This window comes from Clostridium pasteurianum DSM 525 = ATCC 6013 (assembly GCF_000807255.1).
Lineage (GTDB): Bacteria > Bacillota > Clostridia > Clostridiales > Clostridiaceae > Clostridium_I > Clostridium_I pasteurianum.
On the sequence record NZ_CP009268.1, the window covers coordinates 4,253,067 to 4,279,667 of the forward strand.

General features: G+C 28.9%; 20 protein-coding genes, 1 tRNA gene and 2 pseudogenes. 10 read left to right on the top strand and 13 right to left on the bottom strand.

Going from position 1 to position 26,601, the window contains the following annotated elements; translation table 11 throughout:
- Nucleotides 1-259 precede the first annotated feature (259 nt).
- Nucleotides 260-475 carry a LexA family protein gene (locus tag CLPA_RS19435; RefSeq protein WP_003445033.1) on the bottom strand — a complete coding sequence of 72 codons (216 nt, stop codon included), beginning with the start codon at nucleotides 473-475 and terminating at the stop codon, nucleotides 260-262.
- 907 nt (nucleotides 476-1,382) lie between these two features.
- Here CLPA_RS19435 and CLPA_RS19440 point away from each other — a divergent pair.
- The 4 genes from CLPA_RS19440 (at nucleotide 1,383) to CLPA_RS19455 (ending at nucleotide 7,045) form a co-directional block, all read left to right on the top strand.
- The gene (locus CLPA_RS19440) at nucleotides 1,383-1,814 is read left to right on the top strand and encodes a MaoC family dehydratase (protein ID WP_003445031.1); all 432 of its coding nucleotides are present in this window, start codon (nucleotides 1,383-1,385) and stop codon (nucleotides 1,812-1,814) included.
- Between the two features lie 273 nt (nucleotides 1,815-2,087).
- Entirely contained in the window at nucleotides 2,088-3,803 is a 1,716-nt protein-coding gene (locus CLPA_RS19445; RefSeq protein ID WP_003445029.1) for a sigma-54-dependent Fis family transcriptional regulator, read from the top strand.
- Between the two features lie 231 nt (nucleotides 3,804-4,034).
- Complete coding sequence (locus CLPA_RS19450) at nucleotides 4,035-5,591, top strand: acyl CoA:acetate/3-ketoacid CoA transferase (protein WP_003445028.1); 1,557 nt, start codon at nucleotides 4,035-4,037, stop codon at nucleotides 5,589-5,591.
- Nucleotides 5,592-5,650: 59 nt separating this feature from the next.
- Nucleotides 5,651-7,045, top strand: coding sequence for a GntP family permease (locus tag CLPA_RS19455; protein ID WP_003445026.1), 1,395 nt, complete (start codon nucleotides 5,651-5,653; stop codon nucleotides 7,043-7,045).
- Between the two features lie 641 nt (nucleotides 7,046-7,686).
- Here CLPA_RS19455 and CLPA_RS19460 read toward each other — a convergent pair.
- A complete protein-coding gene (locus CLPA_RS19460) occupies nucleotides 7,687-8,124 on the bottom strand; it encodes an Lrp/AsnC family transcriptional regulator (protein WP_003445024.1) in 438 nt (145 codons plus the stop codon).
- 274 nt (nucleotides 8,125-8,398) lie between these two features.
- Here CLPA_RS19460 and CLPA_RS19465 point away from each other — a divergent pair.
- A pseudogene (locus tag CLPA_RS19465) lies at nucleotides 8,399-9,820 on the top strand (aspartate ammonia-lyase).
- A 263-nt stretch (nucleotides 9,821-10,083) separates the two neighbouring features.
- Here CLPA_RS19465 and CLPA_RS20170 read toward each other — a convergent pair.
- Complete coding sequence (locus CLPA_RS20170) at nucleotides 10,084-11,064, bottom strand: DUF4878 domain-containing protein (RefSeq protein WP_003445023.1); 981 nt, start codon at nucleotides 11,062-11,064, stop codon at nucleotides 10,084-10,086.
- 577 nt (nucleotides 11,065-11,641) lie between these two features.
- Complete coding sequence (locus CLPA_RS19480) at nucleotides 11,642-12,859, bottom strand: macrolide family glycosyltransferase (protein WP_003445022.1); 1,218 nt, start codon at nucleotides 12,857-12,859, stop codon at nucleotides 11,642-11,644.
- Between the two features lie 461 nt (nucleotides 12,860-13,320).
- Here CLPA_RS19480 and CLPA_RS19485 point away from each other — a divergent pair.
- Nucleotides 13,321-14,577 (top strand): annotated as a pseudogene (locus CLPA_RS19485) (transposase); the annotation flags it as partial.
- A gap of 246 nt (nucleotides 14,578-14,823) precedes the next feature.
- Here the strand turns inward: CLPA_RS19485 and CLPA_RS19490 are convergent.
- Nucleotides 14,824-15,231: a hypothetical protein gene (locus tag CLPA_RS19490; RefSeq protein WP_236900429.1), complete on the bottom strand. Its 408-nt coding sequence runs from the start codon at nucleotides 15,229-15,231 to the stop codon at nucleotides 14,824-14,826.
- Nucleotides 15,232-15,283: 52 nt separating this feature from the next.
- On the opposite strand from CLPA_RS19490, the gene CLPA_RS21805 reads away from it, so the two are divergent.
- From CLPA_RS21805 to CLPA_RS21950, 3 genes are read left to right on the top strand one after another with little or no spacing between them, the layout of a single operon-like run.
- Nucleotides 15,284-15,697, top strand: coding sequence for a tyrosine-type recombinase/integrase (locus tag CLPA_RS21805; protein ID WP_051035258.1), 414 nt, complete (start codon nucleotides 15,284-15,286; stop codon nucleotides 15,695-15,697).
- A 58-nt stretch (nucleotides 15,698-15,755) separates the two neighbouring features.
- Nucleotides 15,756-16,211 carry a site-specific integrase gene (locus tag CLPA_RS21945; protein ID WP_051035257.1) on the top strand — a complete coding sequence of 152 codons (456 nt, stop codon included), beginning with the start codon at nucleotides 15,756-15,758 and terminating at the stop codon, nucleotides 16,209-16,211.
- Nucleotides 16,212-16,231: 20 nt separating this feature from the next.
- Nucleotides 16,232-16,429: a tyrosine-type recombinase/integrase gene (locus CLPA_RS21950; protein ID WP_080751543.1), complete on the top strand. Its 198-nt coding sequence runs from the start codon at nucleotides 16,232-16,234 to the stop codon at nucleotides 16,427-16,429.
- 127 nt (nucleotides 16,430-16,556) lie between these two features.
- Here CLPA_RS21950 and CLPA_RS19500 read toward each other — a convergent pair.
- From CLPA_RS19500 to CLPA_RS19535, 8 genes are all read right to left on the bottom strand, one after another.
- Nucleotides 16,557-16,632 (bottom strand) — tRNA-Thr (locus CLPA_RS19500).
- Nucleotides 16,633-16,748: 116 nt separating this feature from the next.
- Nucleotides 16,749-18,065 carry a gluconate:H+ symporter gene (locus tag CLPA_RS19505; protein WP_003445019.1) on the bottom strand — a complete coding sequence of 439 codons (1,317 nt, stop codon included), beginning with the start codon at nucleotides 18,063-18,065 and terminating at the stop codon, nucleotides 16,749-16,751.
- Nucleotides 18,066-18,475: 410 nt separating this feature from the next.
- A complete protein-coding gene (ilvD, locus tag CLPA_RS19510) occupies nucleotides 18,476-20,194 on the bottom strand; it encodes a dihydroxy-acid dehydratase (RefSeq protein WP_003445018.1) in 1,719 nt (572 codons plus the stop codon).
- A gap of 262 nt (nucleotides 20,195-20,456) precedes the next feature.
- Nucleotides 20,457-21,773: a gluconate:H+ symporter gene (locus CLPA_RS19515; RefSeq protein WP_003445017.1), complete on the bottom strand. Its 1,317-nt coding sequence runs from the start codon at nucleotides 21,771-21,773 to the stop codon at nucleotides 20,457-20,459.
- 419 nt (nucleotides 21,774-22,192) lie between these two features.
- Nucleotides 22,193-22,870 carry a FadR/GntR family transcriptional regulator gene (locus tag CLPA_RS19520; RefSeq protein WP_003445015.1) on the bottom strand — a complete coding sequence of 226 codons (678 nt, stop codon included), beginning with the start codon at nucleotides 22,868-22,870 and terminating at the stop codon, nucleotides 22,193-22,195.
- 25 nt (nucleotides 22,871-22,895) lie between these two features.
- The gene (locus CLPA_RS19525; protein ID WP_003445014.1) at nucleotides 22,896-23,915 is read right to left on the bottom strand and encodes a sugar kinase; all 1,020 of its coding nucleotides are present in this window, start codon (nucleotides 23,913-23,915) and stop codon (nucleotides 22,896-22,898) included.
- An 18-nt stretch (nucleotides 23,916-23,933) separates the two neighbouring features.
- The gene (locus tag CLPA_RS19530) at nucleotides 23,934-24,578 is read right to left on the bottom strand and encodes a bifunctional 2-keto-4-hydroxyglutarate aldolase/2-keto-3-deoxy-6-phosphogluconate aldolase (RefSeq protein ID WP_003445013.1); all 645 of its coding nucleotides are present in this window, start codon (nucleotides 24,576-24,578) and stop codon (nucleotides 23,934-23,936) included.
- 242 nt (nucleotides 24,579-24,820) lie between these two features.
- Complete coding sequence (locus CLPA_RS19535; RefSeq protein ID WP_003445012.1) at nucleotides 24,821-25,585, bottom strand: IclR family transcriptional regulator; 765 nt, start codon at nucleotides 25,583-25,585, stop codon at nucleotides 24,821-24,823.
- 377 nt (nucleotides 25,586-25,962) lie between these two features.
- On the opposite strand from CLPA_RS19535, the gene hsp18 reads away from it, so the two are divergent.
- The gene (hsp18, locus tag CLPA_RS19540) at nucleotides 25,963-26,403 is read left to right on the top strand and encodes a heat shock protein Hsp18 (RefSeq protein WP_003445011.1); all 441 of its coding nucleotides are present in this window, start codon (nucleotides 25,963-25,965) and stop codon (nucleotides 26,401-26,403) included.
- Nucleotides 26,404-26,601: the final 198 nt, after the last annotated feature.

Sequence of the window (26,601 nt, forward strand, 5' to 3'; positions counted from 1 at the left end):
CACTAATTTCTATGAAAATTTTAATTTATTTCGCCACTACAAAAATTCCATGGCAAATTTTCAGCAATAAACAATTTCTACATTATTAATAACTAACAATAAAATTATAGCGCTATAAACAAGGGGCTGTCGCACTAAAAAATTAGTGCGACAGTTTTTTGTGTAAAAAAATAAATCTTCCACTCCAAAGAGTGAAAGATTTATTTTCGACTTACTCCTGTATAAGAGAGAATCAAGCAATACTATGTTGTTTATACTTCTATATTCGTTTTATTATTTTTATAGTTGAAGGACAGCCATTGATACTTGATATATATCCTTTAGCCTCTATATCTCTTATAAATGAATGTACTAATTTAGCTGAATTTAATCCAATTTTTTCTCCTAACTCTCTTACCGTAGGTGCATATTTATTTTTATCTATATACTCCTGTATTACCTTAAGTCCCTTTATTTGCTTTTCTGTCAATGCCATAATACTCGTAAAATCACCCCATTAAATTTAAAATATGTAAATTTATAACATAATTATATTGAATAAAAAACTGCTTGTCAAGCTAGTCTTATAAATTACAATATAAAATTCTTACATAAATTCTAAATCAAATAAATTTTGAATACTTATTCTAATTGTTGTCAACAATTAGAATAAATGGGGTGGTAAAAATATGAAGCTTAAAAGTCATTCAAATATAGATATAACCATAATATCATTATTATTTGGTATATTATACATAATTGTGTTTGATATAATTATGAGACCCTTATAAAACTTTAAATTTACATTTATAAAAAATTTATTTCTATGAATAAATTTTTTATAAATGTAAATAATATTATTGAAACTTCTTCTATAAATCGTCTCATTTTTAATATTCACCAACTAAACTATGTAGTTCACTAGAACTACATCTTTTTTATATTTTATAAATATATTTTACAAATCTGTAAATACTTATAATTGAAACAAAAAATTTTATTGTATCTTCTTAAATTTTATTTTTAAGTTTACCAATTATAAAAAGTACACTATATAAGGTGTACTTTTTATAATACTATTGAAATTTATATATTTATTGTTAAATTAACCTTGTCATATATTTAATATAATAAGAAATCTTATTTAACTATTTATCATTATATTTCATATATAAAAGAAAACTATATTCTCTAAATGTACATATTATATACATGCACATTAAATGTTCAATAATATAATTTGATTTAAATTCAATGAATTACCTTTATTGTGTATAAATAATTTACACAATTTAACTTTAGTAATTTATAATAACCCATTTAACGCAAACTTTAACAGTATGGCATCCTTATTGCTTTACTAATTAAATAACAAATCAATTCTGTTAAAGGGGAAAAAAATTATGGAAGGTCTAACTATTGATAAAATACAAATAGGAAATAAGATATCTATAGAAAAGACTATATCTGAATCTGATGTATATTTATTTGCTGGAATAACTGGTGATTTAAATCCTGCACATATAAATCAAATTAAATCTGAAAATACTATGTTTAAAGGAAGAATTGCACATGGAATACTAGTTTCAGGTCTTATCTCTGCCTGTCTTGGAATGTATCTTCCTGGCCCTGGAACTATTTATTTGGGACAGCAACTAAAATTTACAGCCCCTGTCCATATTGGTGATACAATAAAAGCTGAAGTAGAGGTCATAGATATGAATATTCCTAAAAATCGAATTAAACTAAAGACTACCTGTACTAATCAAATAGGCAAAGCAGTCATCGTAGGAGAAGCACTTGTTATGCCTCCAATTAAAAACCAATCAATTTAGTAAATATATTAGTTCACATAAATATTATTTTAAATTATATATTTTGAAAGCATAATTTATATCTTAAGTTGTATATTTATAAGTTTTTAAGTATCTGTAAAAAAATCTTTCTGTAATTACACAGAAAGATTTTTTGCATTTCAAATTATATATTTATTTTTCTAATCAGAATCTTCATTTACCTTTCCTTAAACTATAAATCTTCTAGTATATCAATAATATCCTCCACATATATAGTGATATGAAATAAAATTTAAGGGGTGTTGTCAATTTATGTTTTTAAAAAAATCCTTTGAGTCAGCAATACAAAATATAAGTGAAGCTGTAATAGGTATAGATAAAAATGGCATATTGATTATCGCTAATAACAAAGCAGAAGAACTGCTATCAATTAATTCAAAAGAAGACATAGGAAAATATATAGAAGACGTAGTTCCAGAAACGAAACTTAATAGAATTTTAAAAACTGGTAAAAATGAATTAAATAAAAATTTTTTTGCTAATAACAGAGAATTTATAACCAGCAGAATTGCCATTTATATTGAAGGAACAATTAAAGGTGCAATAGCAGTATTTCAAGATATAACAGATAATAAAAGAATGAAACAAGAGTTACTAAATAATGAGATGTATATAGATATTTTAAATACTATAATGAATACTCTTAATGAATGTATAGTTTTAGTAAATGAAATGGGTGTTATAACCATGATGAGTAAAGCTTATAAAGAATTTCTAGGATGCAGTAATCCTGAAGGAAAGGATGTAAGAGATGTAATAGAAAATACAAAACTATATGAAGTTATAAAAAATGGAAATGTAAAAATAGGTGATATTCAAGAAATAAATGGAAATAAGATGATTGCTGTACGTGTTCCAATTAAAGAAGGAAATAAAATCATAGGGGCTGTAGGTAAAGTTATATTTAAAGATATTGGAGATTTTTATACTTTAAGCAGAAAACTAAATAATTTAGAACGAGAAATTGCCATATACAAGAATGAACTTGGTAAAGAAAGAAAAGCAAAATATTCTATTGAAAATATTATAGGTAGATCTTCTAAAATACAAGAAGTAAAATCCATAGCATTAAAAGTAGCAAAAACTGATTCCAATGTACTTATAACAGGTGAAAGTGGAACTGGTAAAGAATTATTTGCCCACGGAATTCACAACGCCAGCGGAAGATATTTAGGTCCTTTCATAGAAATAAACTGTGCAGCTATCCCTTCAGAGTTATTTGAAGCAGAACTATTTGGATATGAAGAGGGTGCCTTTACTGGAGCAAAAAAAGGTGGTAAAAAGGGGAAATTTGAGTTAGCCAACGGTGGCACCATATTTTTAGATGAAATAGGTGATATGCCTATGCATATGCAAGTTAAACTTCTAAAAGTAATTCAGGATAGAGAAATTGAAAGAATAGGTGGAAATATAATAAAAGAAATAGATGTTAGAATAATTGCAGCTACAAACAGAAATCTTGAAAACCATGTAAAACAAGGTAAATTCAGAGAAGATCTTTATTATAGACTTAACGTTATGAGAATAACTTTACCTCCATTAAGAGATAGAAAGGAAGACATCTCTTTGCTGGCAAACAATCTAAGAATTAAAATTGCTAGTAAATTAGGAATATACGTAGAGGGAATATCTAAAGAAGCTATGACTTGTATCACTAAATATGATTGGCCAGGTAATGTGCGAGAACTAGAAAACGTTATCGAAAGAGCTATTGATCTATTAGATTCAGACTTAATTATAAAAACAAATCATCTTCCTAAAAGATTAACAAAATATAAACTAAATAAATATATAAATTATGATAATGATGGGAAATACTTAAAAGATATAATTTCAGAAGTTGAAAAACATGTAATATTAAACATTCTTAATAAAAACAATTGGAATAAAAACAAGACAGCAAATATACTTGGCATAAGTAGAGCTGGATTATATAAAAAAATAGAAGAATATAAATTAAAAATGTAATACACATTTATGTATCAAGCAAATACATGTAAATAAAATATACAATACCTTCTAAATAATACTTATTTAATGGGACTCTTTATAAAAATAAATAGACTACATGGATATATAATAGACATACTTTTTATTTTTTAATTTATAAAAATATGCTTTATACTGCTATTGATGCCTTGGCACAGTATTTGCTATTTATATTAATAAAATCACTTATTACATGAGGAGGTTTTTAATATGAAATCTAAAATAATGTCTAAAGATAAGGTGATTCATTTAATAAAAGATGGTGATACCGTTGCCGTAGGGGGGTTTGTGGGCTGTGCACATCCCGAAGACATTACTTCTGAAATAGAAAAAAGTTATTTAAAAGAACATATGCCTAAAAATTTAACTTTAATATTTGCAGCTGGTCAGGGAGATGGAGGTAACAGAGGATTAAATCATTTTGGACATGAGGGATTAGTTGATAAAGTAATAGGTGGACATTGGGCACTAGCTCCAAAGCTTCAAAAATTAGCTCTTGACAATAAAATAGAAGCTTATAACTTACCTCAAGGAATAATATCACAATTATATAGAGATATTGCAGCCAAAAGACCTGGAACTGTAACTCATGTTGGATTGAAAACCTTTGTAGATCCAAGAATTGAAGGTGGTAAATTAAATGAAATAACTAAAAAAGATTTAATAGATTTAATAAATATAGAAGGTAAAAAATATTTATTCTATAAATCTATGCCAATAGACGTTGTAATCTTAAGAGCCACTTATGCTGACGAATTTGGAAATGCTACTATGGAAAAAGAAGCTGCCACACTAGATGCAACTGCTATGGCTCAGGCAGCTAAAAATTCTGGTGGAATAGTAATTATTCAGGTTGAAGAAGTTGTATCAAAAGGATCTCTAGATCCTAAAAAAGTTAAAATTCCTGGTATATATGTTGATGCCATAGTTATAGCAAAACCAGAAAATCATATGCAAACCTTTAGTGAACATTATAATCCTTCATACTCTGGTGAAGCCAAATTTTTAGTAAATTCTATAAGTAATATGCCACTTAATGAGAGAAAAATCATAGCAAGAAGAGCAACTATGGAATTATCACCAAATTCTGTAATCAATCTAGGAATCGGCATCCCTGAAGGTATAGCAATAGTTGCTAATGAAGAAGGTATAGCGGATGAAATGACTTTGACAATAGAGTCTGGTGGAATTGGCGGTGTTCCATCTGGTGGATTAAGCTTTGGAGCCTCTACTAATCCAGAAAGCATACTTGATCAATCCAGTCAATTTGATTTTTATGATGGTGGAGGCCTTAATGTAGCTTTTTTAGGTCTTGCTCAATGTGATAAATCAGGAAATATAAATGTAAGTAAATTTGGGCCCAAAATTGCTGGGTGCGGTGGATTCATCAATATAAGTCAAAATTCTAAAAAGGTAGTATACTGTGGAACTTTTACAGCTGGTGGATTAAAAATTAAAATTAAAGATGGAAACCTTATTATAGAACAGGATGGAAAGTTTAATAAATTTATAAATACAGTTGAGCAGATATCTTTTAGTGGTGAATATGCTGCAGATACAGGTCAAAAAGTTCTCTATATAACTGAAAGAGCAGTGTTTAGATTAGATAAAAAAGAACTTGTTCTAGAAGAAATTGCCCCTGGAATAGATTTAAAAAAAGACATATTAGATCACATGGATTTCATGCCAAAAATATCAAATAATCTTAAGATCATGGATGAAAGAATATTTAAAGAGAGACCAATGGGAATAAAAATTAAAGACTAGGCAATGTATTTTATAAGATAATTGACAGTGATATAAATAATTTAATGGAGGTTTTACAAATGGCAGTTATAGGAATTATACTAAGTTTAGCATTATTAATATTTATGGCTTATAAAGGATTTTCTGTTATATTCTTTGCACCTATTTTTGCACTTCTTGCTGCATTATTTTCTGGAATGGCCCTTTTACCAACTTATACAGAAATATTTTTGCCAAATTTGGGCAACTATGTTAAAATATATTTCCCTTTTTTCTTATTAGGTGCTGTATTCGGTAAAGCTATGGAACAATCTGGTTCTGCTAAATCTATTGCTAAAACTATTGTAGGAAAACTAGGAAAAGATAAAGCTATATTCTCTGTAGTTCTATCAGCAGCTATTTTAACTTATGGAGGAGTAAGTCTCTTTGTAGTGGCTTTTGCAGTATATCCTTTTGCAGCTTCTATTTTCAAAGAAGCAGATATTCCCAAAAGGCTCATTCCAGCAACAATTGCTCTCGGTGCATTTTCTTTCACCATGGATTCACTGCCAGGTACTCCACAGATTCAAAATACCATTCCTATGAAATACTTCAATACAGATTTGTATGCAGCACCTGTCTTTGGAACCTTAGGTTCAATAATACTGTTAGTCGGTGGAATATTTTATCTGGAATGGCGTAAACGTTCCGCTCAAGCTGCTGGAGAAGGATATGGAACAAATCATAAAAATGAACCATCACTTAGTGATGATGAAAACATACCTCCTATGTGGATATCGATTATACCTTTAGCATCAGTATTAATAATAACTTTAGTACTGCAAAAAATAATTTTTCCAAACTGGGATATACTATCATGGGTAACTCAAAAACCTTATTCTCTTTCTAAGGAAGGAATAGTTGGTTCCATGAATAACTGGGCGCTTATAATAGCATTAATAATAGGAAGTATTATTGCATTTTGTATAAATATTAAAAGCAGCAGAAATAACTTGGCAAAAGCTATAAATGCAGGAGCTATTGGTTCTCTATTAGCTGTCATGAACACCGCCTCTGAAGTTGGATTCGGAAATGTTATAAAAACTCTCCCTGGATTTAAATCTATAGCTAATGCATTAATAAATATAAATCCTAATGGCAGCCCTCTTTTATCAGAAGCAGTTAGTGTAAACGTTTTATCAGGAGTTACAGGATCAGCATCTGGTGGTATGAGTATAGTTCTTGATATGTTTGGTAAAAAATATGCAGAATGGGCGGCAAATACTGGTATAAGTCCTGAATTGCTTCACAGAGTTGCATCCATGGCTTCAGGTGGAATGGATACATTACCTCATAATGGAGCAGTAATTACACTTTTAGGCATCTCTGGTTTAACCCATAAACAATCTTATAAAGATATTTTTGCTGTAACTTTACTCAAAGCTGGAACCTGTTTCTTATTGATATTCCTACAAAGCATTTTCCATTTCATATAATACTCCTACCTCCAATTATATTCTATATTTTAATTGGAGGTTTTCAATAAATAAACCAAATAAAAAATACACCAGCATTCTCACTGGTGCTTTGTTAAATATATACTATAGTTTGAAGGATACAATATTATATTGACATACTTATGTTAAAATCTAGTTTTGTAAATATAAATATTTTATTAATACTAAAAAAGTACCGGTATTATTACCAGTACTTTTCCATATGTTCTATATGCAACTAAGAAGGGGGACTTCTTATATTTATATAATACATATTCAATGTTACAATTTCTTTTCAATAATATTTCTATTATCTTAAATGTGGATTAACAAATTATAAACACAACAATATTTTACATGTAAAAGACACCAGTATCTCTACCAGTGCCTACCCATATATTATATGCATGTCTAAGAATGGGATTTCTCATACTTTATATAATATTTATCTATTGTTGCAGTTTTATGTCAATAATATTTCTATTACATTAAATATGATTTTACACTTTATAAAAAAATAAGAATCTACAATCACTGTAACTATTACCATGTGATAAATTTGAAAAATAATATACATATAAGAGACAAAAATCCTATCATCCTATTGACTAATCAAATACTACAATAATTTAAATATTCTATTATTTTAATACACATATTCCTCTATGTTTAACAGGCGTTGAAAAAACAATTTGAGTTTCTGTAACTCCAAATTTTTGCAATTCTCCAATAAATGTATCTAATTCTAAAGTTGTCTTATATGCAACCTTTATAAGCATTGAATACTTTCCTGTTACACAATTACATTCAATCACATTAGGACATGCTTCTATAAAAGGATAAAATTGCGGTTTTTGCTTTGGTGTCATTTCCAAATTTATAAACGCCTTAATATTATATCCTAATTTTAGTACATCTACTTTTGCATAATATCCAGTTATAATACCCATATCTTCCAATCTTAAAATACGAGTGGATACAGCTGGCGTTGATAAAAATACTTCTTTTGCTAGGTCTTTAAGTGAATACCTTGCATTTTCCTGTAGAAGTTCAATAAGTTTTAAATCAATTTTATCCAAATACATTCACCTCTTATAATTTATTAAAATATTCATTAATATAATAAAGTTTATATATAATTTATTCAACAGATTTAAGTAGCTATAATTAAAAATATTAATTATTTACCACTTAATTAAATTAACTAAAATTATAAATTACTTAACTTAAGTTAAGTGCAATACATGATTTTTTACCTTTTATTCATAATTGCATCTTTATAATTTACATTGAGATAAAACAATGTTAACCTAGCTATGTTGATAACACAAAAAAGAGAGTGAGGAATATTAAATGAAAACAAGATTGGAATCCCATTCAATTGGAACTATGAAAGTACCAGCAAATGCTTACTATGGAATTCAAACATTAAGAGCTAAGGAGAACTTTCCTATTACTAATAAAACACTTCATTCAGAGCTCATTATAAGTCTTGCTGAAATAAAAAAATCAGCAGCTATTACGAATAGAGATATAAATAATTTACCTTATAAAATTTCAAATGCAATTATAGATGCATGTGATTAAATAATTTCTGGAAATTTGCATGATCAATTTATAGTTGATCCCATTCAAGGTGGTGCAGGTACTTCTGCTAACATGAATGCCAATGAAGTTATAGCAAATCGTGCCATTGAACTAATTGGAGGAAAAAAAGGTAATTATAGTATAGTACATCCTAATGATCATGTAAATATGTCTCAATCAACAAACGATGTTTTCCCAACTGTTGGTAAATTAGTAGTGTTAAAACTACTTCCAAAAGCAATTTCAGAACTCCAACGTTTATATAATGCTCTCAATTTAAAATCTTTAGAATTTGATAATATAATTAAAATGGGACGTACTCAGCTTCAAGATGCTGTTCCAATAAGACTTGGTCAATCCTTTCACGCTTATGCATCAATGATTAAACGTGATATTGAAAGGTTAATTAAAGTTAAAGATGAAATGTTAACTTTAAATATTGGTGCAACAGCTATAGGAACATCTATTAATGTAAGTTTAAACTATTTAAATAATATAACTAATAACCTTAAAAAAGTCACTGGTTTAAATGTGATTCAAGCAGATGATCTAATTGATTCAACTCAAAATCTTGATTGTTTTGTTCTCGTATCTAGCATATTAAAAACTTGTGCTGTAAATCTATCTAAAATGGCAAATGATTTAAGATTACTATCAAGCGGTCCTAAAACTGGTATAGGAGAAATTAGCCTGCCATCAAAACAAAATGGATCTTCAATTATGCCTGGAAAAATAAATCCTGTTATTCCAGAGGTAGTTTCTCAAGTATCTTTTAATATAATAGGAAATGACTTTACCATAACAATGGCTGCTGAAGCAGGCCAATTAGAACTTAACGCCTTTGAGCCTATACTTTTCTATAATTTATTCGAATCTATTGAAACTTTAAAAAATGCTACTGCTACATTTGTAGATAACTGTATTATTGGAATTACAGCTAACAAAGAAAGATGTGAAAAACTCCTAAATGAAAGTGTTGGAATAGTAACTGCACTTTGTCCTTATATCGGATATAAAAAATCTGCTGATATTGCTAAAAAAGCTCTAACAACTGGAATACCTGTTAGGAAGCTTGTTTTAAATGAAAAAATATTAACCTCTAAACAATTAGAAGAAGTATTAAATCCTATTTCAATGACCAAGATTGCTAAGGTTTCACAATATACTACTGACATTTATGCTATATAAATTATCCATATCATAAGCACTTCCCTGCACCGCATTGATACTACAGAAGTTATCCATGGTGCTTCCGACAAGATTTGAACCTGCGACCCTTTGATTACAAATTTATATATCTGCCTTTTCTATATTATTTTAATTTATATTAAGACATTTTTCAGTTTTTACTTATTGTATTTTACACCAAAATTGGATACTATTCTGCATGAATAGTATAGACTTTTATCCATAAGATTGACAACTTCACTATGAAAGCTACTCATTCTTATTTATATATCCAACGATTTAAATATATTTAAATATTCATTTGCTTGATCTGGTGTTAATTGACCATCTATTCTAATTAATACATTGTTCTTTTGTTCTATATATTGAGTAAATGTTGGCATTGATTTAATAACACCTTCAATATATTGTCTCCTTGCATCAGCATCTTCTTTATTATTAAAAACTTCAACTGTAGAATCTGTGCGGTCACCAGTTGATCTATTATCTTTCCAAAATATTTTTTCTGTATATTGATTAGGTCTTCCAAGCAGTTTATTATCATCATTTTCAGCTGTTACAACAGTAATATCCGTCATATAGCTGCCTTCTTTTTCTTTTAACTTGTCTACAACAAATTGAGCTGTTACTTTTGATTTTGATGAATCCTGTTTTTGCGAAGAATCATTACTTTTATTATTATTTGCAAAAGCCTTATTGAAATTTCCAGTTATTGCATTGACTAAATCATCATTAGGCTCTATTAACCATCCACTCTTATTATCTTTAACCAATTTAATATCAACTTCAGTTGTTGTCTTAGAAGCATTAGGATCATTTAAATCATTTATAAATGTCTGAATAACTTGATTTTTAGCATCATCACTATTAGCATTAGAAAATGCGGATGCAAGTAAGGAAGGCATTAAGTCTGATACTGTTTTCCCATAGATTTTAGGTAAATCTAAAGATGTAACTTTAGTTTTTACAGTAGCATTCTTACCATCTACACTCGAAGAAACAATTTCATAACTTACTTTTGAAAAAACAGACTTTATAACCTTCTCTTGATCCTTGTCATCATATTTAAAATTACTTTTATTAACATCCTTCTTTATGTAATTTACCATAGTCGTAAAATCAGATTTTTTAGCTGCTTCAAAAAAGTTTTTTACACTTTCATCTGGTTTAGCTCCACAGGCTAATAATGTTAATACCAGAGATGTTAAAATAAACATTAGTATACCTTTTCTTATTAGTTTCATAGTTATCCCCCTATAATTAATAAATTCCATTATAGTGTAACAAATTGTTAATATATTTACAATATATGAATAAATAAAAAATAAAAGTAAATAAATTTAATCTTAAGTTGAATAGAATTTAATTTTCATAAGAAATGAATAACTATTTAGGCTGTGTAAATAATTATAATATACTTTAAATTTTTCATAATATTCTTCTACGATAGATGCATCATTTATTATGGTACATCTTTTTACTGTGATAATTAATATTATTATAAAAGTATTATTATAATTTAAAAAGGTATCCCCCTTTTAGTTCATATTCAATATAAGAAAATAGATGTAAGTCAGCTGAATTTCTTTCATCTATTTTTTTTGAATAAAACTTTAACGTTTGTCAATAATCATAAATGTGTAATCTTTGTTATAAATAACTCCACTTTCAAAAACCTAGGATTGTAGCTGTCCTAGGTTTTTATGTATAAAAAATACTAAAATACAAATACTATTAATGATTTTTTCATTATTTAATATTTTGATTCCTTTTTATAGATGTACCCCTTATTGCGGTACATCTATTTTTGTTTATATTAATCTAAACCAAAATTCCTTTCTCCCTTTTTAATTTAAATATTTCTTTAACAGCTTCTTTATATCCTCCGCTTTGTTTAAAAGAATTACTTATTTTCTTAATATTCTCAAGATATGCTGGATTATTCAAAACACTTTTAACTGAACTTTTTAATATATCTGATGTAATAGTATCCTTGTCAAGAGAAATAGCTGCTCCTAGCTCAGAAGCTCTTCCTGCCATATACGGTTGATCTGCACCTATAGGTATTGCTACAAATGGCACATTATTATATAATAAATCACTAGTACTATTCATTCCTGCATGAGTTATTGCTACATCAGTATACTTTAAAATTTCTGATTGAGGCACATAATTTCTTACAATAAAATTCTCAGGTATATCAAATTTAGATAGATCTACATTGTATGCCGCCATAACCACAACAGCATCGCTATTAGCAAAGGTTTTGAAGAAAATATTATAAAGTTTATCACTAGTGTTATTAAATACTGTACCTAATGAAATGTACACAACTTTCTTCCCATCTAATTTTTCAAATGGGAAATTCAAATCTTCTTTTCTATCATATATTGGAGGGCCTATAAATTTAAAGCTACCATCATAATATTCAGTATGCGCAACAAAATATTTAGAAGTGTAAGCAATGTTTATATCACCTTTGTTAAAGAATAATTCAATCATACTTTCAGGAATTTCTACATTATACGTTTCTTTTAATTGTTTCGAAACTTTTTTGTAAGTATCTATAACAGGATGTTTTTTTATTAAGTCTTCATTCATTAATTGTTTATTTTGAGCCATAAGTTCTTTTGGAGTAGCAAATACTGCAAAAGAAGAAATTGATGGTATTTTCAATATTTGAGCAATGATGTTTCCAAAAGGAAACATAGCTGCATACATAATATAATCAAATTTTTCATCTTTAATTTGATTTAAGATACTTTCTATAATTTCATCACTTGATTTAAGCATTTCATTTATATGGTCAAATAATTTACTTATATCCATGCTATTAGGCATATTATGGTTTCTTTCAAGAATATTTGCTTTTGTTTCATAAGCCTTAAATTCGGCACCTGTTTTTTCGATTTTTTCTTTAAAATCTTGTGAACAAAAATAAGTAATATCCTCACCTTGTTTTACTAATTCATTTACTAATCCTAATGTAGGATTAACGTGTCCATGAGCTGGAATACTTAAAAAAAGCACTTTTGACATAAACTTCACATCCTTACTTTATTTTATATAAATATTCTACTACTATGTTATTTATTGTCAATTCATCCTTTATTATGTATACGTTTTAAAAGATTAACAAAATAATAAATATATATAAACAAATAAACATAAAGATATCATTTCTACTTAATATTGAAATATTTCCAGTAAAGTATTATTATAGTATACGAAGTATGAGACTTTCTTTTTAAAACTTTCGTATGGTAAGAGCATTGTTTAGTAGCAATGCTCTTACTTTTTGCATATAATTCATATATCTGTCAATAATTTAGATAATCTCTTTTTTACTTATTTGGGGTAGATGCAGCTTTAAGAGTTGCATCTATTTTTATGTAAAAAATAAAGGAGCTGTCGCACTAAAAAATTAGTGGGACAGTTTTTTGCGTAAAAAAATAAATCTCCCACTCGGAAGAGTGAAAGATTTATAGTAAAATTAACATATGGCAAAATATATTAATTTACATAAAAATTATACTTTAAATCGCGGAAGTTATCAATTAAAACTTCCACTAAATATGGATTACATGATTCCAGATAATGATTCGGTGCGTTTGCTAAGTCAGTTTGTAGAGGAGATGGATTTAACAGATTTATATTTGACTTATTCTCGATTAAGGGAAAATCAGGCTACGCCTCGTCAGATGCTGAAGATTGTACTTTATTCTTACATGAATCATAGATATTCTTCTAGGGAAATGGAAACCTCCTGCAAAAGAGATGTAAATTTCATGTACCTTTTAGAGGGTTCACCAGTACCAGATCATTCTACCTTTGCAAGATTCCGTAGTATCCACCTTTCTCAATGCGCAGAAACAATTATGGCAGAAATGACAAACTTTCTTTATGAAATTGGAGAAATATTAGGGGACGCTATATTTATTGACGGTACAAAGATAGAGGCATGTGCCAATAAGTATACTTTCGTTTGGAAAAAAGCAGTTTCAAAAAATTTGGAGAGACTACTTTATAAATTAGCTGATTTTGTAGCTGAATGCGAAGAACTATACGGACTAAAGCTCGTATATGAAAACAGAGTAAAAATAAAGCATGTAAAGAAGCTACGCAAGAAACTTTATGCCTTGAAACAAGAAGAAAATATTGAATTTGTACATGGATGTGGTAAAAGGAAAACTCCAATTCAACGTTCTATTGAAAAACTCGAGGAATATCTTAATAAGCTAAAAGAATACACACAGAAAATCCATATCTGCGGTAAGCGTAATAGCTATTCGAAGACAGATAAAGATGCAACTTTTATGAGGATGAAAGAAGACGCCATGAAAAACGGTCAGTTAAAACCTGCTTACAATGTGCAGCATGGAGTTGATTCTGAATATATAGTGTGGCTTACTGTAGGCGATCAGCCTGCGGACACCACAACGTTGATTCCATTTCTAAAAAGCATGGAGAACTTCTTGTATTTTAGATATTTAAAAATAACTACAGACTCAGGCTATGAGAGTGAAGAAAATTATGTTTATACTAAAGAAAATGGACAGTTATCATATATTAAGCCAGCAAATTATGAAATAGCTAAAACAAGAAAATATAAGGATGATATAAGCCGAATAGAAAACATGGACTATGATGAATTTGGTGATTATTATACTTGCAAAAATAATAAGAAGCTAACAGTAAATAGAATAATAAAAAGAAAAAGTAAGACTGGTTATGTAAGTGAAAAAACAATCAAAACCTTTAGGACTTTCTCCTCCATATACATAATTGACGCCTATAAACTTTTTAGCATAGCTTACTACAGCTTGTCCCTTTGTTGTTGCTCCTACAGTAGCAGATACAATACCAAGTACCATTAGTAATGATAATACAAATGTTAAAACTCTTTTCTTTTTCATATGTCCCATCTCCTTAAAAATGATATTATACAGAAAATAATTTATCTGTATAATATTACATGTTCTACATTTATACTATATTCCCTCCTAAAATATATAAATTTTCACAAAAAAAATAAAGCCCAGAGCAGTTTTACCTTCTATTAGTTCAAGTACTTTGCTGTGCTTAATAGCACCTTCCCAGTTAAATTCTTTACCTAACTGCTCTACCGTTTTAACTGCATTTTTAACTACATCTACATCCTTATTGTAAAGCTCTATACCCATGGTCTGTTTAAGAGCTTCTTTCTGTTTATTAATTAGCTCCTGCTTAGAATCTAAAAAAGCTTTAACCTGCCTTCTTCCGATTTCTAATATAGTAAATTTCTTGTTTGGACTTTCTTTAACTTTAGTTTTAATTGTATCTGTAAGTATGTGCCTTACTAAAACACATTTTTCTCTTTCAATTTCCCATCTTTTACGTTCGTCATATAAGCGTTTTAATTCTTTTTCCATTTCATTAAATGCGTTTATATATCTAATCTTCCATTCTAAAGCCTTGGGACCTGTGAACCCCATTACCATTGGTGCTGATGGTAATAGAAAAGTATATAAAAAGACTATAAAAATCGAAGGTAAAACTGAGACTGAAAGATATAAAAAAGCTGAAAAGGACCTAGCTAAGTTCATAACAGATATAGAAAATAATAATTATACAGAACCTTCAAGACTTACATTAGAATCATATTCAAAAATGTGGATCAAAACTTATACAAAAAATAAAGAACTTGCACCTAAAACTGTCTTTGAATACAAGCGCCTTTTAGAGCTAAGAATAATACCTTCTTTGGGTCATTTAAAATTAAACAAATTTAAGCCTATTCATTTAGTTAAATTCATGGCCAATCTAAATGAAGAAGGCATGAGTTTAAAGAAAACTAAGAAAAAGCTATCAAGTAATACTCTAATGCATTATTATTAGATTATTAAGTGTCATGTTTGAAACAGCTTATAAGTGAAAGCTTATTCCCTATAACCCTGTGAAAGATGTTGAACCTCCAAAATATAAAAGAAAAGAAGCAGATCACTATGAAGTATCTGAGGTAGCATTATTAGTAGATGCTTTGGAGAGTGAGCCGCTTAAATATAGGCTTATGGTTTTACTTACTTTATCCTGTGGATTAAGAGCTGGAGAATTAACTGGACTTAAATGGGATGATATAAATTTTAAAGAGAATACAATTAAGATAAATAAGGCTACCCAATACCTCCCCATGAAGATGTATTTGAGAAGGATCCTAAAAAATGAAACATCAGAAAGAATTATATCTGTGCCTGAACATGTTATGGATCTATTATCTGTTTATCAAACTGAATATGAAAATAAACAAGAAAAGCATGGAGATTTATGGGAAGATACTAATTATATATTTACTAAATGGAATGGACTGCATATACATCCTGAAACACCAGGCAAATGGTTTAGCAAAATGTAAAAAAGGTATAACTTAAAAAAATAACATTTCACCAGCTTAAGCATACATATGCTACTTTGTTAATTTCTAGTGGACAAGAAATAAAATCTGTTTCAAAAAGATTAGGACACAGTAACACAACTACGACATTAAATATCTATACTCATACTGATAGATCCTCAGACAAAAAAGCGGCCGAAGAAATGGAGAAAATTTTATTTAAGAATGATGAAAAATGAGGTTGATTTTTGAGGTTTTTATACCTTTTTAGGCATTTGTGTTCCCAACTTTGTTCCCAAGTGCCATTTTTATAGGTTTATGATAAAAATAAAAACCTTGTAACACGTTGACATTACAAGGTTTTACTGGTGCTTCCGAAGTGATTTGAACACTCGACCTACTGATTACGAATCAGTTGCACTACCAGCTGTGCTACGGAAGCATATATTCACTATTTTACCAATATATTATACTACAAAATAAAACTCAAATAAACTTTATTTGAATAATCAGAATAATAAAACTTGAAAATATTACTATTCCAAGTTTTATCTATCTTTATATTAATGCATTTATAACCAACACCCCTATTAATCCCATAACTGAAATTATTGTTTCTAATGTTGACCAAGATTTCATTGTCTCACTAATGCTAAGTCCAAAATATTCTTTAAACATCCAAAAACCAGGATCGTTTACATGTGAAAATATAAGACTTCCTGCTCCCGTTGCCAGTACCATTAAAGCTGGATTTACACTTGAAGAAGAAATCATTGGTAAAACTATTCCTGCAGTAGTCATAGCAGCAACTGTAGCTGATCCCAAAGATAAGCGTAATATAGCTGCTATTGTCCATGCTAAAATTAAAGGTGATATATTTGTTCCTGACATAATTGTTGCTATATATTTACCAACTCCACTATCAATAAGAACCTGTTTTAAAGCACCGCCGCCAGCTACTATCAATAATATCATAGCTATCCCACTGGCTGCTTTAGCTACACTTTTCATTACATCTTCCATCTTTTTACCTCGCATTATTCCTAAGGTAAATATGGCCACTACAACAGATATAAACATCGCCATTAAAGGACTACCGATAAATTCTGCAAACTGTCTTAATTGAGAGGTCTTTGCCAATGTCATTTCACATATAGCAGAAAAAGCCATTAATATAGGTGGAATTATAGCTGTCAAAACGCTTGCTGAAAAACTCGGCATTTCTTCTTCACTAACAATTTCTGTTTTAAATAAATTTTTATTTGCCTTATGATCAAATTTCTTTGTAAATTTGGTCAAAACTGGCCCAGCTACTATTACTGTAGGTATAGCTATTATAATGCCATAAATTAAAGTCATACTAACGCTTGCCCCATATATTGTGGCTATAGCTACAGGCCCTGGATGAGGTGGTAAAAATCCATGAGTAACTGATAATGCTGCTGCCATGGGAATTCCTATATAAAGTAATGGCAATTCAGCAAATTCAGCAATAGTAAAAACTAATGGTATAAGAAGCACAAAACCAACTTCATAGAACATAGCTATACCAACAATAAAACCTGTAAGAACCACTGCCCACTGTATTCTTTTTATACCAAACTTATTAATAAGGCTTCTGGAAATTCTTTGAGCTGCTCCAGAATCTGCTATAAGCTCTCCAAACATAGCTCCAAAACCTAAAATTAATGCTAAACTACCTAATGTACCTCCCACACCATTTTGTATAGAGGTTATAGTCTTAGCTGGTGTCATTCCTTCAGCAAGCCCAACCACTAGTGCTACAAAAATCAATGATATAAAACCGTTTAACTTGAACTTAATCATAAGTATTAGTAACAATATAACACCCATGAGGACAATAAATAATGGCATAAAAATCCCTCCCAAACATTTTTTAATTTTAGGTAAATAACTAATTTTATATTTCTGTTTTTTACCACATTATTTTTCTAAAACGAATAAAAGAATAGTTATATGAAATGACAACATTGATACTCATTGCTATAGGAAATAAAAATATCAAGATATAGATATCGCAATTAAACTATAATTTAAATAAGCTATTTATTATCAATATTTAATTATAAAATTAAATATTGACACTTAATTTACTATAAGTAAACATTTTCAGTAAATGTTGTTTTAAATTCGGCAAGAAATTCAATCATTAATTAAGGAAAATTATTATCTAAAAACTTTAGAAAAAATTATCAAATATTAATTATAAAAATTTACTTACCGAATTTATCTAATTTGTATATCAATTAAACTTTATTATATAATTACTCCATATATCCACCCTTCATTGGTGATACAGCACATTTTGTATATATACCTAGTACACCTTTAGTAAATCTAGGTGAAGGTTTTACCCATTTTTCTTTTCTTCCTTTTAATATAATATCAATCTCCTGTGGTGTTTTTTCTTCACCAGCTACCCCTATTATATCAAGACTTCTTTCAGGTATATCTATTTTTATAAGATCTCCTTCTTCAACAAAAGCTATTGGGCCACCTTCACTTGCTTCTGGTGAAACATGTCCTATAGCTGGTCCTCTAGTTGCTCCAGAAAATCTTCCATCTGTAATTAATGCTATAGATTCTACTAATTCTTCATCTGATGCTATAGCCTCTGTAGTGTAAAACATCTCTGGCATTCCAGATCCCTTAGGGCCTTCATATCTTACAAATACTGCATCTCCAGGTTTTACTTTTTTAGTTAATACTGCATTTATAGCATCCTCTTCACAATCAAAAACTCTAGCTTTTAAAGTTACTTTCATTAATTTTTTAGATACAGCAGAATGTTTTACTACTGCTCCGCCAGGTGCTAAATTTCCTTTAAGTATAGCTATTGCACCTTGTTTTTGTATTGGATTTTCCTTAGTCTTTATTACATCTTCTTTTTTAACTCCAAGTTTTTCAATAAGCTCTTTGTGTTTTTCATAATATCCGCTTTTCTTTATATCCTCTAAATTTTCACCTAAAGTTTTACCTGTAACAGTCATTACATCTAAATGTAAGAACTCTTTTATTTCTTCCATTATTGCAGGTACTCCACCAGCATTCCAGAAATATGATCCTGGATAAAAACCACTTGGTCTTACATCAAGAATGTATGGAATTTTTTTATGAATTTCATCAAATAGTTCTGGTTCTATATCTATTCCTAATTCATGAGCTATAGCTGGAATATGAATTAATGCATTACTTGAGCCTGCAATAGCCGCATGTACCATGATTGCATTTTCAAAAGCATCTTTAGTCATTATATCTGAAGGTTTTATATCCTTTTCTATTAATTTAAATACTTGTTTCCCTGCTTCTTTTGCAGCTTCTTTTAAATTATCAAAAACAGTTGGAATTAATGCTGTTGCTGGTAAAGCCATACCTAATGCTTCTGACATAACCTGCATTGTTGCTGCAGTTCCCATAAATGAACAAGCACCGCACGTAGGACAGGCATTATGTTTATAGTATCTATATTGTTCTTCAGTTATTTCTCCTCTTTTATATTGAGCATCATATTTACCAATTTGCTCAAGTGTCAAAAGATTAGGTCCAGGCCCCATACATCCACCTGGCAAAAATATAGCTGGCATATTTAATCTGGCAATTGCCATTAAATGTGCGGGAACGGCTTTATCACAACTTGTTGTAAATACACCAGCATCATAAGGTGTAGCTTGAACATGTATTTCAATTAAGCTTGCCATTATATCTCTAGAAGGAAGTGAATAATTCATACCATCATGTCCTTGAGACTCTCCATCACATATATCTGTTGCAAAGAATTTAGCACCTCTACCACCATTTTCATATATACTATCAAATACTTCATTTACTAAAGAATCTAAATGTGCACTACCGGGATGGCTATGTCCATAACTACTTTCAACTATTATCTGTGGTTTTCCAAGATCTTCAACCCTCCAACCTGATCCAAGTCTCAATGAATCAATTTCTGGAGCTTTCTGTCTTATTTCTTGACTTTTTAACATTCAAATCACCTCATATTTAATAGAATCAATTGTATTACAACTTAAAAAAATAATTTATTATTTTTTTATATTTAAAGTTTAGAATAACTTACTTGTATTACAACTTTATAATACTCTGTAAACGTTTTTTAGTCAATAGATTTTTAAATTAAATGTTAAATAATTTTTTTATTATGTATTAAATATTGTGGATAATAAAAAAGTTATAATTTAAATATAATTTGTAAATACACTTATTAAATAGGATTGAGTATTATAAGTCTTATATTATAGCATTTATAACTAATACACCAACTAATCCCATAACTGAAATTAAAGTTTCAGCAACCGACCAAGACTTTATGGTCTCTCCTATACTTAAACCAAAATACTCCTTAAACATCCAAAATCCTGGATCGTTTACATGAGAAAATATAACACTTCCAGATCCCGTTGCTAATACCATTAATGAGGGATTTACATGAGTTGTAGCTATAAGTGGTAATACAAGTCCAGCTGTGGTTAATGAAGCTACCGTAGCTGATCCCAAAGCCAGTCGTAATACAGCTGCAATAGTCCATGCTAATATTAAAGGAGATATATTTGTTCCAGACATTAGACTTGTTATATAATTACCTACTCCGCTATCTATAAGAACTTGCTTTAGTGCACCACCACCACCTATTATTAAAAGTATCATAGCAATACCGCTTGCAGACTTTGCTACGTCTTTCATTAGGCTTTCCATTTTTTTACCTCTCATTAGTCCCAATGTAAATATTGCAACTATAACAGATATAAGCATAGCCATAACCGGACTTCCTATAAACTCTAATAATTTTTTTAATTGCCATGTACTAGGTATAGTAATCTCACCTATAGCAGCGGCTGCCATTAGTATAGGTGGAATTAAAGCAGTTAAAACGCTAATGGAAAAGCTAGGCATGTCCTCTTCATCAACAATTTTACCCTCAAATATACCGTTACTTGATTTGCTACTGTTTATTTTTATAAATTTAGTAAAAATAGGACCAGCAACTATAACTGTAGGTATAGCTATTATAAATCCATAAATTAAAATTGAACTTACACTTGCACCATATATAGTTCCTATTGCTATGGGTCCAGGATTGGGAGGCAAAAATCCATAAGTGACTGATAATGACACTGCCATAGGCAGTCCTATGTATAATAAAGGTAATTCAGCAAATCCTGCGATGGATACAGCTATTGGTATAAGCAATACAAATCCTACTTCATAGAACATAGCTATTCCTATAATAAAACCTGTAAGAACTACTGCCCATTGTATTCTCTTTATTCCAAATTTATTTATAAGACTTCTAGAAATTCTCTGTGCTGCACCTGAATCAGCTATAATTTTTCCAAACATAGCACCAAACCCTATAACTAATGACAAATGTCCTAAAGTACTTCCTACACCATTTTGAACGGAATCTATTACTTTAGTTACAGGCATCCCCTCTAAAACACCAACAAACAAAGCCACTATGATTAATGCTATAAAGGCATTCAATTTAAACCTTATCATAAGCAGTAATAAAAGAACTATCCCCAGAACTACTATTAATAACGGCATATTTATTTCTCCTTCCAAAACAAATTATTAGTTTTTATTCTAAATACTTTTGCAAAACTATAGAAATACTTAATTTTACTCATAGTAAAACAATTGGATAAGTTAATATTTAACATTCAGCATATTATTTTAATATTTTGTTCTGTAATAATTTAAATTTTATAAATCACCTCTAATTCATTACTTATAATACAACTTTATAGTAATATCAATTATAAATTTATAATTTTAAGCTATAAATAGTAATAATTATGCATATTATTGTTATATAACAGATAATTTGTATTACAACTTTATATATATGATAACCTTTTAATAATTTTTAGTCAATAGATTTTTTTCATATTACAAAAAATAGTTTCATATAGCAAAACAACCCTACAGTATTAAAAATACTGTAGGGTTGTTTTAAATTTATATTACAATCCACTATTTTTTATATCATTTATAGTTCTCAGTGCATGCCTTCTTGCATATATGGATGCAAGTTCCGGATCTCTATTCTTTATTGCATCTAAAATTAATTTATGTTCAGATACACCACCTGTAGGTCCTAAACTTTTATATAAGAGCTTTTGATGGTATTTAAGTACATTTCTAAGCAGTTCATTTACTTTAATAATTAATGAATTATCCGTACCTTCTGAAATTTTATTATGAAATTTCAAATCTTCTTCTGTAAACCTATCAATATTATCCTTATACATAACCATATTATTATAACAAATTTCTAATTCATCTATTAAATAATCACTGCATCTTTCAGTACATAATCTAGCTGCTTCAGGTTCTGTTATCAATCTAAATTCTAGTATATCCAAATAACTATCCATATCTAAAACCAGCATAGGAATTAAACTATTCAAATAAACTAAAGGACTCAAATCGTTAACAAAAGTTCCTCCACCTTGCTTTTTAGTTACAATGTTTAATGTTACCAGCTTCTCTAGCGCCTCTCTTACAGAAACTCTACTCACATCTAGTTCCTTTGAAAGTTGAGTTTCTGACATAATTTTTTGCCCTGGTTTCCACTCACCACTAAATATTTTTTCTTCTATTTTTTCTAATACCTTATCGCTAGTTCTACCATCTCTCATAAAAATCTCCTATTATAAAAATAAATTATCTTTGGACACTTCCAGATGTATTCCCATTTACAAGGGTCATTATTTCATCTTCAGTACAAATATTGAAGTCCCCTTCTATAGTATGCTTAAATACACCTGATGCTACTCCAAACTCTAATGCTTCTCTAAAATCTGCTCCATTAGCAAGTTTATATATTAATCCAGCAGCAAAAGCATCTCCTGTTCCAACTCTATCCTTTATGGTGAAATTATATTTATTTGACTGATATAATTCCTTTCCATCATAAATTAAAGCAGAAAGTGCGTTGTTATCTGCCGAATAATTCTCTCTTAAAGTAGTTACCATATACTTTATTCTATACCTTTTTTGCATATTTGAAAACGTATTTTCAAATTTTTTTAAATCTATTCCCTGTTTTGCAAAATCAGCAATTTTATGAGTTCCGCCTTCTTCTTCGCTGCTTAACCATCCAAAGCAAACATCAATATCCTTTATAAATTTTGAAACTACACTTTCAAATTTATCATAACTCCACATTTTTGCTCTGTAATTAAGATCCATACTTATGTGTACACCCTTTTTCTTAGCATATTCTACAGCCTTTTCTACCAGTAATATACATTTTCCTCCAAGAGCTGGAGTTATCCCAGAAAGATGAAACCACTCGGCATCTTTAAATACTGTTTCAAAATCTATATCATTTACATCTATATCACACATTGAGGAATTTTTTCTATCATATACAACTTTAGATGGTCTAACAGAAGTACCTTTTTCTAAGAAATATATTCCTACTCTGTCCCCACCTCTTAAAATATAATCAGTTTTCACCCCATAATTTCTTATAAAATTTACAGCACTATCCCCAATCTCATTATCAGGAAGTCTAGTTAGAAAATATGAATCCATACCCATATTTGCTAAAAAAACTGCTACATTTGCTTCAGCACCACCATATATTGCATCAAAAGATCTAGCTTGAGCAAATCTGCTATGGCCGGGTGTAGTAAGTCTTAATAATAATTCCCCCATAGTTACTACTTTTTTTGCCATAAGAAACCCTCCTCAATATTAAGCTCTAGCCGCTTTTACCTTTTCAACAAATTTTTTTGCAGTTTCCGTTATTAATTCATAATTTCCTGTCTTAGCTCCCTCTATAAGCTGACCACCTACACCAACTGCAATGCATCCATTTTTAATCCATTGATCTACATTCTCCAAACTAACTCCACCAGTAGGCATAATTGGAATCTGTGGCAATGGTGCTTTTACATTTTTAACCATACTTGGTCCAAAGGCACTTCCTGGAAATAATTTTATAATATCTGTACCAGCTTCTAAAGCTTGTATCATTTCAGTTATTGTCATACATCCAGCCATATAAGGAATTTGGTATCTATTGCAAAGCTTTGCAGATTCTAAATCAAACCCAGGACTAACAATATATTGTGCACCAGCCAATATTGCTATTCTTGCTGTTTCACTGTCAAGTACAGTTCCAGCACCAACTATTAATTCATCTTTTGAAAATTTATTTTTTAGAGATGTTATTACTTTATCCGCTCCAGGAACTGTAAAAGTAACTTCAATTGCAGGTATTCCACCTTCTATACAAGCTTTTGAAATTTTTATAGCTTCATCCTCACTTTTCGCTCTAACAACTGCAACCACACCTACTTCTTCGATTCTTGTTAATGTATTAAATTTTTCAATCATCTGAAATCCTCCTCATAATTCAATTTATATAAGATAAATATATTTAAACAAACTCTTCTCATTCCATTATACAAAATTACGTTTCATATATCAAAACTTTTTTTTGTATGAATATAATTTTATTTATATGAATATAGATTTTATGATTATATCACCATATATTGTATAATTTATTTATAAGCTACCACTATATAGCATAAAAAAATTTTTACCTAAATTTAAATTGAATTAAATACAAATATCTAACTACACTTATATCCAAGTTCTTGTGATATTCTATTAGAATACTCTATAATGAGTTTTGAAAATTCTTGTATTTTCTCTTCTTTAAAACTTATTATAGATCCAGATATACTAATGGCTCCAACTATATTTCCACTATAATCTAAAACAGATGCTGCTATACATCTAATTCCAATTTCATTTTCTTGCTCATCAATAGCATAACCTTCATTTCTAATCAAATCTATATTGTCTTTGAAAGTTTGAAAATCTGTAATTGTATATTCCGTTAACTTTTCTACATTACTATTTTTCCAAATTAAATTAACTTCTTCCTCACTCATATGAGACATCATTGATTTTCCAACAGCAGTACAATACATTGGACTTTTCTTTCCAATTCTTGAATACATTCTTATAGGATTTTGAGACTCCACCTTTGCTACATATACAATATCTATGCCTTCTCGAACAACTAAATGTATTACTTCATTAGTTTTTTCCATAAGCTCTTTAAGTAATGGTCTTGCAACGTTAACTATATTCATTTTTTCAACTTTTTTACTGCCGAGTTCAAATAACTTTAAAGTCAATTTATATCTATTACTATCTTCACTTTGCTGAACATAACCTTTAACCATTAAAGTATTCAAAAGCCTATGAACTGTGCTCTTATGAAGATTTACCTTCTCACTAATTTCAGTTATACCTAACCCATTTTCATAATCTGATAATAGTTCTAAAATAGACAAAGTTCTATCTACTGATTGTACTACCTCTTGCATATCTCCACGTCCTTTCATCTATACAATAAATATAATATATTTACTTGTCAACTTTATATTTATTGTATAGAAATATATTAAATAATCTTTATTTCATTTTATATAATAAATAATTTTTTTGTAATTTATAAGTCTTTATTACTGTATAAGATAATATTTATTAAATTATAATAAATATTATCTTATACAGTAAAATAAATCAATTAAATAGATTCACCTTATTACAGCTAGTATTTTCTTTATTTATAATTATAAATCTTTAATTTTTACACTTTGACTTTCTTTGACTTACGATGTATTATTATCTTGTAAACAAGAGAAGCTATAAATAAGTTTACATTAATTAATGTATAATAAAAATATAAGGAGGTTTTATTATGTTTGGTATGATTCCATTTAGAAGAAATAATGGTGTTGTAAGAAATGGATCTGCTTTCGATGATCTATTCAGTAAATTTTTAGGAGATGATTTCTTCTCTCCAACTTTAACAAGCGCTGGTAATTTCAAAGTTGATTTAAAGGAAGACGAAAATGCCTATACTTTAGAAGCTGATTTACCAGGAATAAAAAAAGATGATATTAATTTAGATTATGCAAACAATTATTTGACTATTTCTGCTAAACGTGATGAAACAGTAGAAAACAAAGATAATAATTATGTAAGACGTGAAAGAAGATATGGTCAATTCAGAAGAGGTTTCTATGTTGATAATATTAATGAATCTGCTATAGATGCTTCTTTTAAAGATGGAATTTTAAAAATAACTTTACCAAAAATAGATAAAGGCATGGAAAAGAAAAGAATAGATATTCATTAAAAATTAGCAGGAGTAAATACTCCTGCTAATTTTTTTATGTATAAAGTTATACACAATATAATAACATTAAAGTTACTAACAACATATAAAAAAAATTATACACATATCCACTTTTAACTTTCATATTTTTAAGTAAATATGTGTATAATTTTTAATAATAATTTTTCTTATTATTCTCTGTGGATAAATTTAAATTAG

Coding starts and splice junctions, on each gene's coding strand:
- CLPA_RS19435 (WP_003445033.1), bottom strand. CDS start 475: ATGGCATTGACAGAAAAGCAAATAAAGGGACTTAAGGTAATACAGGAG.
- CLPA_RS19440 (WP_003445031.1), top strand. CDS start 1,383: ATGGAAGGTCTAACTATTGATAAAATACAAATAGGAAATAAGATATCT.
- CLPA_RS19445 (WP_003445029.1), top strand. CDS start 2,088: ATGTTTTTAAAAAAATCCTTTGAGTCAGCAATACAAAATATAAGTGAA.
- CLPA_RS19450 (WP_003445028.1), top strand. CDS start 4,035: ATGAAATCTAAAATAATGTCTAAAGATAAGGTGATTCATTTAATAAAA.
- CLPA_RS19455 (WP_003445026.1), top strand. CDS start 5,651: ATGGCAGTTATAGGAATTATACTAAGTTTAGCATTATTAATATTTATG.
- CLPA_RS20170 (WP_003445023.1), bottom strand. CDS start 11,064: ATGAAACTAATAAGAAAAGGTATACTAATGTTTATTTTAACATCTCTG.
- CLPA_RS19480 (WP_003445022.1), bottom strand. CDS start 12,859: ATGTCAAAAGTGCTTTTTTTAAGTATTCCAGCTCATGGACACGTTAAT.
- CLPA_RS19490 (WP_236900429.1), bottom strand. CDS start 15,231: ATGGAAAAAGAATTAAAACGCTTATATGACGAACGTAAAAGATGGGAA.
- CLPA_RS19505 (WP_003445019.1), bottom strand. CDS start 18,065: ATGCCATTATTTATTGTCCTCATGGGTGTTATATTGTTACTAATACTT.
- ilvD (WP_003445018.1), bottom strand. CDS start 20,194: ATGTTAAAAAGTCAAGAAATAAGACAGAAAGCTCCAGAAATTGATTCA.
- CLPA_RS19515 (WP_003445017.1), bottom strand. CDS start 21,773: ATGCCGTTATTAATAGTAGTTCTGGGGATAGTTCTTTTATTACTGCTT.
- CLPA_RS19520 (WP_003445015.1), bottom strand. CDS start 22,870: ATGAGAGATGGTAGAACTAGCGATAAGGTATTAGAAAAAATAGAAGAA.
- CLPA_RS19525 (WP_003445014.1), bottom strand. CDS start 23,915: ATGGCAAAAAAAGTAGTAACTATGGGGGAATTATTATTAAGACTTACT.
- CLPA_RS19530 (WP_003445013.1), bottom strand. CDS start 24,578: ATGATTGAAAAATTTAATACATTAACAAGAATCGAAGAAGTAGGTGTG.
- CLPA_RS19535 (WP_003445012.1), bottom strand. CDS start 25,585: ATGCAAGAGGTAGTACAATCAGTAGATAGAACTTTGTCTATTTTAGAA.
- hsp18 (WP_003445011.1), top strand. CDS start 25,963: ATGTTTGGTATGATTCCATTTAGAAGAAATAATGGTGTTGTAAGAAAT.